Source organism: Streptomyces nymphaeiformis, assembly GCF_014203895.1.
In the GTDB taxonomy this organism is placed as follows: Bacteria; Actinomycetota; Actinomycetes; order Streptomycetales; family Streptomycetaceae; genus Streptomyces; species Streptomyces nymphaeiformis.
In genome coordinates this window covers 56379-72119 of record NZ_JACHJY010000018.1, presented here as the reverse complement: position 1 = coordinate 72119, position 15741 = coordinate 56379, and the positions used below count along the sequence as shown (strand labels likewise).

Annotated in this window: 15 protein-coding genes; 6 read left to right on the top strand and 9 right to left on the bottom strand. The window is 72.4% G+C overall.

Going from position 1 to position 15741, the window contains the following annotated elements; all coding sequences use genetic code 11:
• The first annotated feature begins 128 nt into the window (after window positions 1–128).
• Entirely contained in the window at window positions 129–2114 is a 1986-nt protein-coding gene (locus GGE06_RS43930) for a pentapeptide repeat-containing protein (protein WP_184933154.1), read from the top strand.
• 15 nt (window positions 2115–2129) lie between these two features.
• Here the strand turns inward: GGE06_RS43930 and GGE06_RS40435 are convergent, their stop codons facing one another.
• On the bottom strand, window positions 2130–2801 hold the full coding sequence (locus GGE06_RS40435) for a response regulator (protein WP_116159784.1): 672 nt from the start codon (window positions 2799–2801) through the stop codon (window positions 2130–2132).
• A complete protein-coding gene (locus GGE06_RS40430; RefSeq protein ID WP_184933153.1) occupies window positions 2798–4009 on the bottom strand; it encodes a sensor histidine kinase in 1212 nt (403 codons plus the stop codon). Before GGE06_RS40430 ends, GGE06_RS40435 begins: the two co-directional genes overlap by 4 nt.
• Window positions 4010–4145: 136 nt before the next feature.
• Between GGE06_RS40430 and GGE06_RS40425 the strand changes: the two genes are divergently transcribed.
• On the top strand, window positions 4146–4733 hold the full coding sequence (locus GGE06_RS40425) for a GNAT family N-acetyltransferase (protein ID WP_116159782.1): 588 nt from the start codon (window positions 4146–4148) through the stop codon (window positions 4731–4733).
• A 6-nt stretch (window positions 4734–4739) separates the two neighbouring features.
• On the opposite strand, the gene GGE06_RS40420 is transcribed toward GGE06_RS40425, so the two are convergent.
• From GGE06_RS40420 to GGE06_RS40395, 6 genes are all read right to left on the bottom strand, one after another.
• The gene (locus tag GGE06_RS40420; protein WP_246533070.1) at window positions 4740–6275 is read right to left on the bottom strand and encodes a P-loop NTPase family protein; all 1536 of its coding nucleotides are present in this window, start codon (window positions 6273–6275) and stop codon (window positions 4740–4742) included.
• A complete protein-coding gene (locus tag GGE06_RS40415; RefSeq protein ID WP_116159781.1) occupies window positions 6276–7670 on the bottom strand; it encodes an ATP-binding protein in 1395 nt (464 codons plus the stop codon). It lies immediately after the preceding gene.
• A 20-nt stretch (window positions 7671–7690) separates the two neighbouring features.
• Complete coding sequence (locus tag GGE06_RS40410; RefSeq protein WP_116159780.1) at window positions 7691–9244, bottom strand: SCO6880 family protein; 1554 nt, start codon at window positions 9242–9244, stop codon at window positions 7691–7693.
• The gene (locus tag GGE06_RS40405; protein WP_184933152.1) at window positions 9241–10569 is read right to left on the bottom strand and encodes a hypothetical protein; all 1329 of its coding nucleotides are present in this window, start codon (window positions 10567–10569) and stop codon (window positions 9241–9243) included. Before GGE06_RS40405 ends, GGE06_RS40410 begins: the two co-directional genes overlap by 4 nt.
• Window positions 10559–11395, bottom strand: coding sequence for a DUF8175 domain-containg protein (locus GGE06_RS40400; protein ID WP_184933151.1), 837 nt, complete (start codon window positions 11393–11395; stop codon window positions 10559–10561). Before GGE06_RS40400 ends, GGE06_RS40405 begins: the two co-directional genes overlap by 11 nt.
• Window positions 11396–11494: 99 nt before the next feature.
• Window positions 11495–11803, bottom strand: a complete 309-nt coding sequence (locus GGE06_RS40395; protein WP_116159777.1) for a DUF8827 family protein — start codon at window positions 11801–11803, stop codon at window positions 11495–11497.
• 376 nt (window positions 11804–12179) lie between these two features.
• Between GGE06_RS40395 and GGE06_RS40390 the strand changes: the two genes are divergently transcribed.
• Window positions 12180–13181 carry a C40 family peptidase gene (locus GGE06_RS40390; RefSeq protein WP_116159776.1) on the top strand — a complete coding sequence of 334 codons (1002 nt, stop codon included), beginning with the start codon at window positions 12180–12182 and terminating at the stop codon, window positions 13179–13181.
• A gap of 265 nt (window positions 13182–13446) precedes the next feature.
• Window positions 13447–14169: a phosphatase PAP2 family protein gene (locus tag GGE06_RS40385; RefSeq protein WP_184933150.1), complete on the top strand. Its 723-nt coding sequence runs from the start codon at window positions 13447–13449 to the stop codon at window positions 14167–14169.
• Here the strand turns inward: GGE06_RS40385 and GGE06_RS40380 are convergent.
• Window positions 14166–14357, bottom strand: a complete 192-nt coding sequence (locus tag GGE06_RS40380; RefSeq protein WP_312883480.1) for a hypothetical protein — start codon at window positions 14355–14357, stop codon at window positions 14166–14168. The two genes, GGE06_RS40385 and GGE06_RS40380, sit on opposite strands and share 4 nt — an antisense overlap.
• 94 nt (window positions 14358–14451) lie before the next feature.
• On the opposite strand from GGE06_RS40380, the gene GGE06_RS40375 reads away from it, so the two are divergent.
• Entirely contained in the window at window positions 14452–15294 is an 843-nt protein-coding gene (locus GGE06_RS40375) for an SCO4651 family lipoprotein (RefSeq protein WP_116159774.1), read from the top strand.
• Window positions 15295–15415: 121 nt separating this feature from the next.
• Window positions 15416–15601 carry a hypothetical protein gene (locus tag GGE06_RS40370; RefSeq protein ID WP_116159773.1) on the top strand — a complete coding sequence of 62 codons (186 nt, stop codon included), beginning with the start codon at window positions 15416–15418 and terminating at the stop codon, window positions 15599–15601.
• Window positions 15602–15741: the final 140 nt, after the last annotated feature.

Below are 15741 nucleotides of genomic sequence, written 5' to 3'. Positions count from 1 at the left end.
AGGGGGGACCCTGTGGGAGAGTAGGACGCCGCCGAACAATTTTTAGCCTCAACCCCTGGACTCTGTCCGGGGGTTGAGGCATTTTTGCGTTCTGGGACAGGTATGTGCGAGCCGGGGGGAACGCAGAGGTGGATTTCGCGTCCTGGGGCGACTGGGTCCGGGCCGTTCTGGGGGTGTGCGTCACCAGTCTGGTGATCGTGCTGCTCTGGCGGGGTGTGGCATGGGGAGCGGCGTACCGGGATCCGCACCGGCGTACGGGGCGCCGGGTTCTGCTGGTGCCCCGCCGGCTGGTGCGGGGGAGGCCGGAGGCGCTGCGGCCCGCGGTGCGGGCGGTGGTGGCCCTGCGCCGGCACCAGGGGGTGCCGAGCGCGGCACCCTTGGCCGACCTGCTGCCGCGGCTGGTCGAGGCGGACCGTACGGCGAGGGTGCTGCGGTGGGGACGGCGGGTGTGGGCCGGTGGTGTGCCGGGTCTGCTGCTGGTCGGTGGGCTCGTGCTGGGGACGTGGGTCGTGGCGTACCCGTACGTCGAGAACGGTCCGGGCGACTGGTTCCTGAGCCCTTACTGGGCCTTCGACGGGTGGTTCGGCCAGCGGGGGTTCGTCGACGGAGCGGGGGACTGCGCGGGCTGGTCTCTTCTGATGGGCTGTGAGGAGGACTTCGTTCCCTGGTGGGCGGGGGCCGAGCTCGGATTCGCGTTCGGGGTCGCCGTCGCGCTCGTCGTCGGCGCCTGGTGGATCCGGCGGGCCGCCGTCCGGGAGTTCGCGGCGTGGGCGCGGCAGGAGCCGCCGCTGTCGGCCTGTCTCGCGGCGCTCGGCGCGTGCCGTGAGGCCCTTCGTACGCCCGCTCCCGAAGCATCCGTCCTCGACGAGGCGGTCGCGGAACTGCGGGCCGCCCTGCGGGACTTCGCCCGGTGCGGGCCGCCCGCGGACGCCGAACGGCGGGCCGAACTGGAGGAGCACGGCGGGCGCGTCGCCGCGACGCTGCACGAGGCCTCGGGCCGGGTGCTGCGGGAGGGAGTGCCGGCCGCGCTGCCCGATCTCGTACGGCTGCTCGCGCAGCTGCAGGACCGGCTGCACGCCTCCCGGTGGCTCGCGCTGCTCGACGCCTCGCTTCTCGTCCCGGTGCCGACGCCGCCGCCCGGGCCCGTCCCGCCGGCGGCCGGGGCGGCGCCGGCGGAAGCCGGGCGCTGGCAGCGGTACACGGCCATCGCAACGGCGCTGCCGACGATTCCGGCGCTGCTCGCGCTGGCGTTCACGGCGATCACGATCAGCCAGGCCCGGGACACGCTGAAGGTGAGCGAGCGGGACCAGGTGGCGTCGAGCTACAACGACACCGTCGCCAACCTGGGCGACGACTCCGTGAACGTCCGGATCAGCAGCATCTACGCCCTGCAGCGGATCATGAAGGACTCGCCCCGGGAGCAGCCCGCGATCGTCGAGGTCCTGTGCGCCTATGTGCGGGACAAGGCCAAGACTCCGGCGAAGGCCAAGGTGGAGGCCGCACACAAGAACGTCGACACCAGGCCGCCCGAGGACGTGCAGGCGGCCCTGAAGGTGCTGGGGTCGCGGCCCATCGGGGTGGAGGGGGAGGGGGTCATGGATCTGCGCCGGGCCTATCTGGTCGGGGCCGACTTCACCGACGGGAACTTCAGTGAGGCCGACTTCCGTGGCGCCGACCTCACGTTCGCCCAGCTGAGAGGGGACTTCGAAGACGTGTGGTTCGGCGGCGCGACCCTGCGCGGGGCCGTGCTGGCCGGTGGGGAGTTCGAGCGCTCGGAGTTCATCGGCACCGACATGGCGAACGTCTGGTGGGACGGCGGCGACTTCGACGAGGCGGACCTCACGAGCGCCGACCTCAGCGGGGCCATGCTCAACTCTCCCGACGACGGTGCCGTCAGCCTTTCCGACGCGGAGCTGTCCGGGGCCAACCTCACGGACGCCGATCTGACCGGCGCGCGGCTCGTCGGCGCCGATCTCGGCAAGGACGACGGGAAGCAGCTGCCCGCGGCGAACCTGACCAGGACGAACCTCACCCGCGCCGATCTGACGGGCGCGCGCCTCGACGGCGTGGACCGCAGGACGGCGGTGTGGGAGGAGGCCGTGACAGGGGACTGACACGGCCCCCGAGGTTCACGGCCCCGGGGTCACCAGGCCCGTGTCGTAGGCCAGGATCACCGCCTGGACGCGGTCGCGGGTGCCGGTCTTGGCGAGGATGCGGCCCACATGGGTCTTCACCGTGGATTCCGCCAGGTGGAGGCGTTCCCCGATCTCCGCGTTGCTCCAGCCCCTGCCGATGACCGTGAGGATCTCGCGCTCCCGGTCCGTGAGCGGCGCGAGACGGGGGTCTTCCTCGGGGGGCCGGGCGGTCGCGGACGGCGGCAGGTGGTGGATGTAGGCGTCCAGGAGGCGGCGGGTCAGGCTCGGGGCGACGACCGCGTCGCCGGCGGCCACCGCGCGGATGCCCGCGAGGAGCTCCTCCGGCTGGGCGTCCTTCACCAGGAAGCCGCTCGCGCCGGCACGGAGGCCGTCGTACGCGTACTCGTCGAGGTCGAAGGTCGTGACGATCAGGATCCGGGTGGGGGCGCCCGTGGCGACGACGCGGCGCGTGGCCTCGATGCCGTCCAGGCCGGGCATCCGGATGTCCATCAGGACGACGTCCGGGTGGTGCAGGTCGACCAGGCGGATCGCCTCCGTGCCGTTCGACGCCTCGCCGACGACCGTCATGTCGTCCTGGCTCTCGAGCAGCATGCGGAAGCCGAGGCGCTGCATCGGCTGGTCGTCCGCGATGAGTACGGTCGTCACGAGGTCGGGTCCTCCAGGGGGATGCGGAGCGCGACCCGCCAGCCGCCGGTCGGCAGCGGGCCGGTCTCGAGTGTGCCGTCGTAGCGGGCCGCGCGCTCGCGCATTCCGGTGATGCCGTGGCCCCGGCCGGGCGCGGTCGACCGTGTGCCGGTGTCGGTGACGACCATCTCCAGGGCCCCGGGGCCGTACGAGAGGCGGACGGACGCCGTCGCGCCGGGGCCCGCGTGCTTCAGGGTGTTCGTCAGGGCTTCCTGGAGCACACGGTAGACCGTCAGTTGAGCGCCCGCCGAGAGGGCGGGTGCGGTCGGGGACAGCTCCGCCCGGACCGGCAGGCCGGCTTTCCGTACGCCGGTGATGAGGCGTTCCAGGTCGGTCAGGGCGGGCTGCGGGGTGCGGGCTGCCGGTCCGTCGCTCCGGTCGCCCTCGTCGCCCTCCTCGTGGAGGACGCTGAGGAGGCGGCGGAGTTCGGCGAGGGCCTGGCGGCTCGTCGTACCGATGGCTTCGAGGGCCTGGGCGGCGCGCTCCGGGTTCTTCGCCGCCGCGTACCGGCCGCCGTCCGCCAGGCCGGTGATGACGGCCAGGTTGTGGCCGATGATGTCGTGCATCTCGCGTGCGATGCGGGCGCGTTCGGCGGTGGCGGCGAGACGGACCTCGTGGGCGCGTTCGTCCCTGCGGGAGCGGACCGCGATGCCGAGGAGCGCGGCCAGGGCGTACGCCCACAGGGCGGGGACGACGCGCTGGTCCACGGCGCCCGGGGGGAAGCGGACCGCGCCCGTCACGAGCGGCGGCAGGAGCAGGGCCAGGGCCCACAGGAGCGCGCGGGGCGGGCGGCTGAGCGCGATGTGGAAGACCGGGACCATCTGGAGGTACGCGGACTGGAGGAAGGCCCCCGACGCGTCGCCGACCAGCGCCGCGCAGGCCATCACCGCCAGGACGGCCGTCGGGTGGCGCCTGCGCCAGTACAGCGGCACGGAGAGGGCCAGGGACAGGGTGACCACGAGCCAGACCGGGACGGACGGGTCGACGGCGGTGGTCCGCCAGCCGCCGGCGGCGTCCACGAGGGCCGCGACCGTCCAGGTGAGGGTGACCGTGGCGTCCCACACCCAGGGGTGGCGCGTGTCGAAGGCCCGTACGCGGGCGAGGAGGCGCTGGGCGTACCGGCTCGGGCCCGTCGTGGCGGGCAGCGGGTGCGGGGTCTCCTCGGTCACCCCGCCATCATCCCCATGGCGGGCGGGCCGGGCGTCGGACCTGGGGCGGGTGTGCGGGGGCGTGGGTCGTACCCCGGTACTACGGCGGGGGAAATGGCCTTGTCAGGGGGGTGGGGGGCTCGTCAGGATCGGCGGCATGGACTATTCGATACGCACCATCCGCGCCGACGAGTGGGAGAAGACCCGCGAGATCCGGCTGGCCGCCCTCCAGGACCCGATCGCGCACCTGGCGTTCCTCGACACGTACGAGGCGGCCGTCGAGCGGCCCGACGCCTTCTGGAAGGAGCGGGCGGAGGGCGCGTCCGAGACCGGCGACGGGAAGGTCAGGCAGTTCGTGGCCGAGGCGCCGGACGGCAGCTGGGCCGGCACGATCTCGCTGCTCCTGGAACGGCCTTCGGACGAGGTGCGGTTCGGTGAGGCGGCGAAGACCGAGCAGACGCACATCGTCGCGGTGTACGTACGGCCCGGGGCGCGCGGGACGGGGGTCATCGACGCGCTGTTCCGGGCGGGGGTGGAGTGGTCGTGGTCGCTGGCCGAGCCGGTGATCGAGCGGGTGCGGCTGTACGTCCACGAGGAGAACGGGCGGGCCGCCGCCTTTTACCGGCGGTTCGGGTTCGTCGCGACCGGGGAGCGGGTGGCGGTGCCGGGGGACGAGACGGCCCAGGAGCTGGAGTACGAGATGGTGCGGCCGTCGGCGGGTGCGGGGTCAGGCGCGGGAGCCTAGGCCCGGCTAGGGGCGCCGTTCCGTTGTGCCCACCCGTTCCGCCCAGGGGGCACCTCCCGGACGAAGTCCGGGGGAGGAACGATTGCCCACAACGGGGTCTCGCCAGCGGGACCTTGCCTGTTCCTCCGAGCGCATCAAGGCCAGCGTCGGGAGGCCCTGGTGGGTGCCCGTGGTCAGGAGGTCCGGGAGTTGGGGGAGGGGTGCCACCGCGGCCACGTCGTCGAGGACGAGGGTCAGTGGTGGGTCGAGCCGACCGTCGGATGACCGTGCGGCCATGCGGCGGCCGTGCTCGACCACGCTTGCGGCGAGGGCCGTGAGGAGCGGCATCGCGCCGGGGTGGGTGCGGGGATCCTCGATCGCCTCGCCCACCACGTAGAGCGTGCCCCCTTCACCGAGGAAAGATGCGAGCGCCAGCGAATCAGTTCGATTCGGTACGCACGCCTCCCTGATGTGGATCGAGGAGAGGGACTCCAGCGCACGGGCCGTCAGTTCCTGTGCCAGGCGGCGGGTTTCGGGGTGTGCGGTGAGCGCCGACTCCAGGACGCCCGCCAGGCCCGAGGCGGCCTTCGGGTGGCTGCGGAGGATGCGCACGGGCTCGTGGGCGCCCGCGCCCTGCGCCCAGCGGTGGACCTGCCGGAACGGCCGGCCGTCGACGGCCGCGGCGTGCAGCCAGCAGCGCAGGAGGGTCTCCGCGGTGTCGGCGGTGGCCGCGTCCAGGCGGGCGTGCGGGCGTACGGGGGCGAGCAGGGCGATCGCGCGTTCCTGCGCCACCGCCGGGTCCTCGCAGTGCTCGGCCGGTGACCAGTGGAGCCGGGCGGGGGTGTCGCAGAGGTGGCCGGGGTCGTGGACCAGGACCGGGCCGAGTTTGCCGCGCGCGTCCTTCGTCGAGGACCAGACGGCGGGGTCGGAGGTGACGACCAGGACGGGGCCCTCCGCGTCCAGGATCGCCTGCACGGCGGCCGGTCTGCGGGTCTCCGGGGGGCCGTAGACGGTGCCGGGGGTGGTTATGGGGGCCGGGGTGACCGGTGGGGTCACCTCCGTCCTCGCCGGGGGCTGTTCTTCCCGCGGTGGGGGCTGCTCCTCCGTCGGGCGGCGCTGGGCCGGAGGCGCGGCCGGCTCCTCCCGTACGCTCGCCTCCTCCCGTACCGGCTTCGGCCGCGCTTCGTACGCGCCCGCCTTCCGCTTCGCGCGGACCGCGCGCCAGCGGGTCAGGGTGCCGAGGACGAAGACGGCGAGGACCATGAGGATCATCGCCTCGCCGATCAGCAGGCCCCAGAAGAGGCCGTACCCCGAGAGCTGGTCCGGCGGGGTGGACGGCCAGGCCGACGGGAGGTCCGTCGGGGCCGTCGCCAGGGAGCGGAGGGCCGAGGGGGTGCCGGTGAAGGCGACGTCCTTCGGCCAGGCGCCGTGGGCGAAGAGGCCCGCGAGGCCGGTCGCCGTCCACACCAGGAGCGTGAGGCCGAGGAGGAGGGCGAACAGGCTGAGGAGCAGCCCGTCGGAGATCCCGCCCCCTCCCCCTCCTCCCTTCCGTTCCGGTTCCATCTACGCCACCGTCGACTGCGAAGTGCCGTTCATCTGCTGCTCGATGAGGATGGCCCGCTGCTCGGTCTCCCACTCCAGTTCCGGGTCCGTGACGGAGGACTCCGTCATGGCGCGGTCGGTGTAGACGAGCGGGCGTTCCTTCTCGGTGATGAGGTGTTTGACCACCTGCACGTTGCCGTTGACGTCCCAGACGGCGATGCCGGGGGTGAGGGTGGGGATGATTTCCACTGCCCAGCGGGGGAGGCCGAGGACCCGGCCCGTGTTGCGTGCCTCGTCGGCCTTCTGGGCGTAGATGGTCCGGGTGGAGGCCATCTTGAGGATCGCCGCTGCTTCTTTTGCCGCTGCTCCGTCGACGACGTCGGAGAGGTGGTGGACGACGGCGACGAAGGACAGGCCGAGGCGGCGGCCGAACTTCAGCAGGCGCTGGAACAGCTGGGCCACGAAGGGGCTGTTGATGATGTGCCAGGCCTCCTCGACCAGGAAGATGCGCTTCTTCCGGTCGGGGCGGATCCAGGTGTGCTCCAGCCAGACGCCGACGATCGCCATGAGGATCGGCATGGCGATGGAGTTGCGGTCGATGTGGGACAGGTCGAAGACGATGAGCGGGGCGTCGAGGTCGATGCCCACCGTGGTCGGGCCGTCGAACATGCCGCGCAGGTCGCCGTCGACGAGGCGGTCGAGGACGAGGGCGACGTCCAGGCCCCAGGCCCGTACGTCGTCTATGTCGACGTTCATCGCCTCGGCGGATTCGGCCTCCGGGTGGCGGAGCCGCTCGACGATGTCGGTGAGGATCGGCTGCCGGTCGGTGGTGTGCTCGGTGACGTAGGCGTGGGCGACCTTGAGCGCGAAGCCGGAGCGCTCGTCGAGGCCGTGGCCCATCGCCACCTCGATGATGGTGCGGAGCAGCGCGAGCTGGCCGGTGGTGGTGATCGAGGGGTCGAGGGGGTTGAGGCGGATCCCGGCGTCGTTGGCGACCATCGGGTCCAGGCGGATGGGGGTTATCCCCAGCTCCTGGGCGATGAGGTTCCATTCGCCGACGCCGTCCTCGCCCTGGGCGTCGAGGACGACGACCTGCCGGTCGCGGAAGCGGAGCTGGCGGAGCACGTACGTCTTCTCCAGGGCCGACTTTCCGTTGCCGGACTCGCCCAGGACCAGCCAGTGGGGGGCGGGGAGCTGCTGCCCGTACAGCTGGAAGGGGTCGTAGATGTAGCCCTTCCCGCTGTAGACCTCGCGGCCGATGATGACGCCGGAGTCGCCGAGGCCGGGCGCGGCGGTCGGCAGGTAGACGGCCTGGGCCTGCCCGGTGGAGGTGCGGACGGGCAGGCGGGTCGTCTCCACCTTCCCGAAGAGGAAGGAGGTGAAGGCTTCGGTGAGGACGGACAGCGGATCTCGCATGGGTCTGTGCCCCTTCGGCCCTAGCGGCGGATGCCGGTCGCGAACGGCAGGGTGTTCACAAAGGCCCGGTGGTGCTCGCGGTCGCACCACTCCAGCTTCAGATACGACTTGCCGGCGGAGGCCCTGATCGTGCGCTTGTCCCGGGCGAGGGCCTCGGGCGAACGCGACGACACCGTGATGTACCCGACGAGGTTCACTCCTGCCGCGCCGCTGGCGAGATCTTCACCCCGCTGGTCGAGCCGGCCGTGGGCGGCGATGTCGCGCGGGTCGACCGTGCGGTTCATCTTGGCGGCCCGGCTGGCGTCGGCCTCGTCGTTGGTCTTCTCCGTGAGCATGCGCTCGATGGCGACCTCGGTGGGCTCCAGGTCCATGGTGACGGCGACCGTGCGGATGACGTCCGGGGTGTGGACGAGGAGCGGGGCGAGGAAGTTGACGCCGACGGGGGTCATCGGCCACTCCTTCACCCAGGCCGTGGCGTGGCACCAGGGGGCGCGGGTGGAGGACTCGCGGGTCTTGGCCTGGAGGTACGTCGGCTCCATCGCGTCCAGTTCGGCGGGCCAAGCGTTTCGTTTCGTCATGGCCTGGATGTGGTCGATGGGGTGGTCCGGGTCGTACATGGAGTGCACGAGGGACGCGAGCCGGGACTGGCCGAGGGGCTGGCGGACGCGGATGTCGGCCTCGGCGAGGCGGGCGCAGATGTCGGTGAGCTCGCGGGCCATGACGACGGCGAGGCCGGCGTCGCGGTCGAGCTTGCGGGCGCCGGAGGCGTGGCGGGCGGCGCGGGCCATGGCGTTGGCCTCGGCGGCGAGCTCGCGGGTGTAGTGCATGCAGGCGACGAGGTAGGCGCGGTGCTGCTCGCTGGAGGTGGAGACCATCGACTGGAGCTGGTCGTAGGACTCCTGGAGCCACGCGGGCGCGTGCGGGTCGCCGCGCTGGCCGACGTCCTTGGCGTGCGCGTCGGGGTCGGCGGGGAGGGTGCGGGCGAGCATCTGGAGGCGGGTGACGAAGCCGTCGCCGTTGGCGACGTGCTTGAGGAGGGTGCCGAAGCGGTCGACGAGGGCCTCCTGGTCCTCGCTGTCGCGCAGGCCGACGCCGGGGCCCTCGATCTCGATGGCGGCGGTGACGGTGCGGCGGTCGGCGTGCAGGAGGACGGCGATCTCGTCCGGGCCGAAGGGGGCGGCGAGCCAGCCGACGTTGCCGATGCCGGGGGGCGGGCCGATCTCGACCTCGCGGCCGTCGAGGCGGGTGCCGGCCTCGGCGGCGATGGAGCGGTAGGCCGTGCCGCGCTTGAGCATCCGCTTGTAGCTGCGGTTGATCTCGAACCACTTGTAGAAGGTGCGGTGCTTGTACGGGAGGTACACGGCGGCGATCGCGAGCATGGGCAGGCCCGCGAGGAGAGCGATCCGCAGGGGGAGGGCGGGGACGAGGAGTCCGCTCATCATGCCGAGGAAGGCGCCGACGATGATCAGGGCGATCTCGCCGGTCTCGCGGTTCTTGCCGACGATCGCGTTCGGCCGGGCACGGCCGACGAGATACGTGCGGCGGGGCGCGACCGGCTGGGACTGGGTCGTCAACGCCCTGCACCTCCAGAGTTCTTGCGGTTGCTGTGCGGGGTACCCGCGGTGGGACTGCTGCTACGGGGCGGGGGCGTGGAGCCGCCGCCGGTGCCGCCGCCTCCGCCGCGGCTGCTGTGCGCGGCCATGCCGCCGGAGACGGGGTTGGCGGGGCGGGGGGCGGAGCCGGAGGACTGGCCGCCGCCGCTGTCGCGGGTGCTGTGGGTCTTGATGCCCTGGGAGACGAGGGACGCGGGGGAGGAGATGACGGCGGCGGCCGCGTTCTCGCCGGCGCGGTGGAGGCGGTTGTTGCGGGAGGCGGCGATCTCGTCGCCGAAGCCGGGGACGAAGCGGTAGATCATCGCGGAGGCGAAGATGGCCAGGAGGATGATCGAGAGGCCGGAGACGACGGCGGAGACCGAGTTGGGGCCGGTGTCGGAGGACAGCGCGCCGGCGAGGCCGAGGACGATCACGATGACCGGCTTGACCAGGATGACCGCGATCATGATGCCGGCCCAGCGGCGGACGTGGCCCCACATGTTCTTGTCGACGAGGCCGGAGTAGACGACGACGCCGAGGAGGGCGCCGACGTACAGCAGGACGGCGCGGAGGAACAGCTCCAGGTAGAGGACGCCGGCGGCGAGGACGGTCACCAGGGACACGATGATCAGCATGATGGGGCCGCCACCGATGCTGTCGCCCTTCTGGAGGGCCTCCTTGAAGCTGCCGAAGAAGATGTCGGTCTGCTGGCCGGTGCCGGAGGCGATGACCTCGGTGATGGCGTCGGTGGCGTTGACGACGGTGTAGAGGATCAGGGGCGTGAACGCGGAGGCGAGGACCGTCAGCCAGAGGAAGCCGATGGCCTCGGAGAGGGCCGTGGTGAGGGGGACGCCGCGGACGGCCCGCTTGGCGACGGCGAGGAGCCAGAGGAGGAGGGTGAGGAAGGTGGCGGCGGCGAAGACGATGGCGTAGCGGCCGAGGAACTGCATGTTGGTGAAGTCGACGTCGGCGGTCTCTTTGATGCCCTTGGACAGGAAGTCGATGGTCGCGACGGCGGCGTCGGCGAAGCCGCGGGAAAGGGAGGTGAGCGGGTCGAGGGCGGAGGTGGGATCGGTGACGGAGGAGCCACCGCCCGTGCCGCCTGTCTGGCCCTTCTCGCACAGCTCCCGGGCCTGCCCGACGATGAGACCGCAGGGGTTGTCACTCGCGCTCGGGGTCGGCGTCGGTCCCGCCGGGGTCGGCGTGGGCGCCGCCTGGGCGGTGGAGGCGAACAGCAGCGGTGCGCTGAGGAGGGCGACGGCGAGTGCGGCGGTCGCGCGCTTCGCGAGGCTTCGACTAGCGGGCATAGGTGAAGCCTCCGTATCCCTCGACGGCCGCGGCGATCTCGTCGGCCGTGGAGGCGCGGTTGTCGCCGTTGACGGGGGTGGGGCCCTCGGCCTGCGTGGAGGATTCCAGGCGCCAGTCGCCCCCGACCCACTTGAGCTTCTCCGTGAGGGTGAACCAGGTGGACGTGACCGGCTTGGTCGAGCCCTGGCCGGCGAGGCCGACCAGGCCGGTGCACCAGACCTCGACGATCGCGGAGGTGTCGGTGTAGTCCTTGACCTTGGTTCCGACAGGGATCGTGCGGGACACGAAGGTCAGACCGGAGGGGGCGGCGCCGTTCGCGTCGAGCCCGATGCCCGCCAGGAAGTCGGCCGTGTAGGCGGCGTCGAGCTGCCGCACGAGGCCGTCCGCGATCGCGGGGTCGTGGATGGCGCGCACGATGGCCTGGCGGGGACCGTTCTGGAACATCTCCACCGACCCCAGCGCCACCGCGAAGTTCGTCGCCGCGCTCTGGGCGCCCTGGTCGTCGTGGGCGTAGCCCGTGGGGATCGTGCCGTTCTTGCCGGTGACGGGGCGGACGCCCGTCGCGGAGGTGGGGGCCGTCCTGCCCGGGGTGCCGGAGCGGGCGCCGGCCGCGTCCGCGGGTTTGCCTCCGCCGCGGTTGGCGAAGGCGATGGCGGCGACGAGGACGACCACCACGCTCACGACCGTGAGGAGGGATCGGGAGCTGCGGACGGGGCGGCGGGCGCCGCCGTAGACGTCGCCGCTGTTGCCCTCGGGCAGGCGGGTCCGGGTCTGGCCCGAGCCGCCCACGCCGCCGAAGCTGTCGTGCTCGTCGCCGGGACTCATGCCGGGTACGCCCCCTCACTCGTTCGCGGGTACGGCCGTGCTTCACCATGACTGGGCATCAGGGAACGCATTCTCAGGAAGGTCGGGTCCGAGGGGAGATCAGACGGCCATCCCGTACACGATGGTGAACAGCGTCCCCAGCGATCCGATGATGAAGACGCCGGTCAGGCCGGCGACGATCAGGCCCTTGCCCTGTTCCGCGCTGAACGTGTCACGGAGGGCGGTCGCGCCGATGCGCTGTTTGGCCGCTCCCCAGATGGCGATGCCGAGGCAGAGCAGGATGGCCACGGCCATCACGACCTCGATCATCACCTTGGCCTCGGCGCCGAGGCTCCCGAAAGGCCCCCAGTTCGGGGCGATTCCACCGATGATGGTGGAGATGTCGCCCTTCTCGGCCGCCAGGTACATGTAACTCACCGCCCCTGTTGGGTACTTGGTCGCCCCTGCCGGACGGCATGGGTCATCGCCCTATCTTCGCTGATGAAACCGCTCACGTGTGACGGCTTGGCGGCTCTCTTTACCCGATCCCCGCACACTTGACCGATCTGACCGTCTTGACCTGCGGTGGTGTGGCCGGTTTCTATGCGAAGAAGCGTATGGTCACTCTGTGTATCACGGAGAGTGACTCCGGGCAATGATTGTCGTTGTTGCACTCTTGGGGCCGTGTTGGGCGAAGTGTGCGCGAGGCGCCCCTCGGGGGCACCCCGCCGCCTAGACTGACCGTCCGGGCGTACTGCCATGAACCGAGGGGTGGTTGACGGTGCGTAGGGCTGGCAAGGCGTGGATGTGGGCCGGCGGGACCCTGGGGGTCTGTCTCGGATTCGTCGCACTGCTCGTCGTCGGCACGTACTCCGCGGCGGCCGGGATCGCCGGCGGTGTGGGCAACAAGGGCGGGGCCGTCGCCCTCGCCAAGGGGGCCGTCCCCGCCCTCTACCAGGGCCTCGTGCAGCGGTGGGGGAACCTGTGCCCCGCCATCAACCCGGCCCTGCTCGCCGCCCAGCTCTACCAGGAGAGCGGCTGGAACCCGCGGGCCGTCTCCCCGGCCGACGCCCGGGGCATCGCCCAGTTCATCCCCGGCACCTGGGCCGGGCACGGCATCGACGGCGACGGGGACGGCGACCGGGACATCTGGGACCCGAAGGACGCCATCCCCTCCGCCGCCTCGTACGACTGCGAACTCGCCCGCTATGTGAAGGACGTGCCCGGGGACCCGGCGAGCAACATGCTGGCCGCGTACAACGCGGGCGCGTACCGGGTGATCCGGCACGGCGGCGTGCCGCCGATCAGCGAGACGCAGAACTACGTGCGCATCATCCGGTCCCTGGAGAAGAGCTTCGCCCGCCCGGCGGGCCGCCTCGCGCCGTCGCAGCAGGCCGCGGCGGCCATCCAGTGGGCGCAGGGGAAGCTGGGCACCCCGTACCTCTGGGGCGGGACGGGCACGGCCGCGCAGAACGGGCGGTTCGACTGCTCCGGGCTCACCCAGGCCGCGTACGACACCGTCGGCGTGCGGCTGCCGCGCGTCGCCAACGACCAGTACAACGCCGGCCCGCACCCCAGCAGGGGCGAGCTGCTCCCGGGCGACCTGGTGTTCTTCTCGGACGACCTGACCAACTCGCGGGCCATCCGGCACGTCGGCATCTACGTCGGCGGCGGCTACATGATCGACGCTCCGCGCACCGGGGCCGTGATTCGATTCGACCGGATCGACACCCCTGACTACTTCGGCGCCACCCGGGTCACCAGCGAGGGCGCCGCGGCGCTGCCCACCCATCTTCCGCAGGCCTGAGGGAAGCAGACGGGCCGTCGGGTGCCGTTCCTGCCGGCGGGCGCCGCTCGCGTCGGCGGACGCGGTGCCCTTCGGGCGTATCGGGCATGGCCGGAACTCTCCGTCATGCACGGGCCCTGAGCTGCGGTCGACCGTCACTCTTCGATAACGTCGTCATGATCCACCGGAGAGAGCGGAACGTGCGCCTCAGGCGGTTCGTTCCCTGATCCGACCACTCTGACCACGGGGGTTGGAAACCAGACACGAGAGCAAGGGGCCGCAGCAGATGGCTGGACTCGCATCGGACGGCTCGAACCCCGATGTCAGCCTGCTCTACGACATCAACGGACTGGCCAAGGCCGCTCCGCCGTGGTTCGACCGCGTCATGGAGTTCGTCGGCGAGTACGGGATCGTGCTCGGGATGGTCCTCGTCGTGCTCTGGTGCTGGTGGAGCGTCCGCCGGCGCGGCGCCCTCACCGACTCCGTCTCGGCCGTCGCGGGCCTCGTCTGGGCCCCGCTGGCCGCCGGCATCGCCCTGCTGGTCAACATCCCCATCCGCGGCTTCGTGGAGCGCCCCAGACCCTTCAAGGACCACCAGGGCCTCGAGGTCCTCGTCGCGGGCAAGACCGACTTCTCCTTCGTCAGCGACCACGCCACGCTGACGATGGCGCTCGGCGTCGGCCTCTTCGTCGCCCACCGCAGGTTCGGCCTCGCCGCCATCGCCCTCGCCCTCGCCGAGGGCTTCGTCCGGGTCTACATGGGCGTGCACTACCCGACCGACGTGATCGGCGGCTTCGCCCTCGGCACGGCCGTGGCGCTGCTCCTCGCCCCGGTCGCGCTCGCCCTGCTGACACCCGTCGTCTCCGCCGTCGCCCGCTCGGGCCGCGGAGCCCGGCTCGTCCGCTCCCGCCGTGCCGACGCGGCCCGCCGCCCCGAGGCCGTCGGCATCCCCGAGCCCCGCCTCGGCGGCCCCGCCGGCGGCACCGGCCAGAAGGACCTGGCGGCCTAGGAGCCGCTGGTACGGAGGTGCTCCGCCGCGTCCGTACGGGCCTTGTCGCGGGATCTGCGGGCCGGGCCCGTCCAGCCGCAGCTGCACCGTGCCAGCGCGAACGAGCCGCGCTCCGTCGTCGTCGTGGTGTGGGAGGAACCCTGGGCGTGCACCCCACCACCGTACTGCGCGTGACGGCACGCCCCCACCGTCGTTATGCGGGGCGGGTGTCCCCGGACCCGCGGGTCCCGGGGAGGCGCGGGTCCCGGGCAAACAGCGGTGAGGCGTTGGGGGTTGGCGGCGATGGTGGAGCAGGGGTACGGGCGTCCGCGGGGTTCGGGGAGCGGGGCGTTCGCCGTCACCGCCGTCCTGGTCGGCTCCCTCGTCACGGCCGCGGCGGTCACGGGCTGCGCCGCACCCGGGGACCCGAAGCCGGCGGCCGACCCCGCCCTCGCCGTACGGAACGCCGCCGACGCGCTGGCGAGGGCCGGCACCTCCAAGGCCAGCACCTCCATGGAGATGGCCTCCGGCGGGACCCGGGTCACCATCAGGGGCGAGGGCGGCTACGACTTCCGGCGCAGCACCGGGCGGCTCCAGGTGCTGCTGCCGAAGGACCCCGCGGGGGCGAGCGAGCACCGGCCGATCACCGAGCTCCTCACCCCCGGCGCGCTCTACATGAAGAACCGGGGCGCCGGAGTGCCCGCCGACAAGTGGGTCCGCGTCGACACCACCACCCTCGACGACGGGAACCTCGTCACCGGCGGGGCCACCGACCCGGCCGCCGCGGCGGAGCTGCTGCGGGGCGTCCGTGAGGTCGCGTACCTCGGCGAGGTCGATCTGGCAGGGGTGAAAGTCAGCCACTACCGGGGGGTCGCCGACATCGCGCACGCCGCCCGGGCCGCCTCGCCGCAGCTGCGCGGGGCGCTGGCCGCGGCGGCGAAAGGGTTCGCCAAGGACACGGTGCCCTTCGACGCGTACCTCGACGCGGAGGGGCGGCTGCGGAAGGTGCGCCACCAGTTCAGCTTCAGCAACCAGGGCCGGATCGTCGCGGTGGCCTCGACGACGCTGCTGTACGGCTTCGGGGTCCCCGTCGAGGTGACGCTGCCGGACCACCGCGACATCTACGCCGGGAAGATCGAGACCTGACGCGGCGGCCCGGTGGCGGCACGGACCATCGGCAAATGGTCCAGACGTGTCATGCGCGGTGCGTGGGCCCGTCCCTACGCTGGGATGCCGTTGGGAGACCGACGCCGGCAGGAAGAGGTGGATGCGCGTGGCCCCGCCCGGTACAGCAACCGTGCCCGCAGACCCGGACTGCGTCGCCCTCGCCGAGATCGAGCTCTGCGGCGAGCTGATCATCGCGGCGTCGGCCGCGGACGGGGAGAGGCTCAGCGCCGACCGGATCGACGAGGTGCTGAGGGTGGAGGCGGAGCGGGCGGCGGAGGCGGACTGACGGTACGGTCCGGCCCGCCGGCCGCGGAGGGACACCGAAGGTACGGTGCGCCCCGCCGGACGGGGAGAGGCGCCGAAGGTGCGGTGCGCCCCGCCGGACGGGGAGGGCGCTGACCGTGACGGTCCGCCCCCGCCCCGTCC

Excerpts from the sequence above, each read along its gene's own strand:
- GGE06_RS40375 (WP_116159774.1), top strand. The coding sequence starts at position 14,452 with ATGGTGGAGCAGGGGTACGGGCGTCCGCGGGGTTCGGGGAGCGGGGCG.
- GGE06_RS40390 (WP_116159776.1), top strand. The coding sequence starts at position 12,180 with ATGTGGGCCGGCGGGACCCTGGGGGTCTGTCTCGGATTCGTCGCACTG.
- GGE06_RS40385 (WP_184933150.1), top strand. The coding sequence starts at position 13,447 with ATGGCTGGACTCGCATCGGACGGCTCGAACCCCGATGTCAGCCTGCTC.
- GGE06_RS40370 (WP_116159773.1), top strand. The coding sequence starts at position 15,416 with ATGCGCGTGGCCCCGCCCGGTACAGCAACCGTGCCCGCAGACCCGGAC.
- GGE06_RS40425 (WP_116159782.1), top strand. The coding sequence starts at position 4,146 with ATGGACTATTCGATACGCACCATCCGCGCCGACGAGTGGGAGAAGACC.
- GGE06_RS40400 (WP_184933151.1), bottom strand. The coding sequence starts at position 11,395 with ATGAGTCCCGGCGACGAGCACGACAGCTTCGGCGGCGTGGGCGGCTCG.
- GGE06_RS40405 (WP_184933152.1), bottom strand. The coding sequence starts at position 10,569 with ATGCCCGCTAGTCGAAGCCTCGCGAAGCGCGCGACCGCCGCACTCGCC.
- GGE06_RS40395 (WP_116159777.1), bottom strand. The coding sequence starts at position 11,803 with ATGTACCTGGCGGCCGAGAAGGGCGACATCTCCACCATCATCGGTGGA.
- GGE06_RS40420 (WP_246533070.1), bottom strand. The coding sequence starts at position 6,275 with ATGGAACCGGAACGGAAGGGAGGAGGGGGAGGGGGCGGGATCTCCGAC.
- GGE06_RS40415 (WP_116159781.1), bottom strand. The coding sequence starts at position 7,670 with ATGCGAGATCCGCTGTCCGTCCTCACCGAAGCCTTCACCTCCTTCCTC.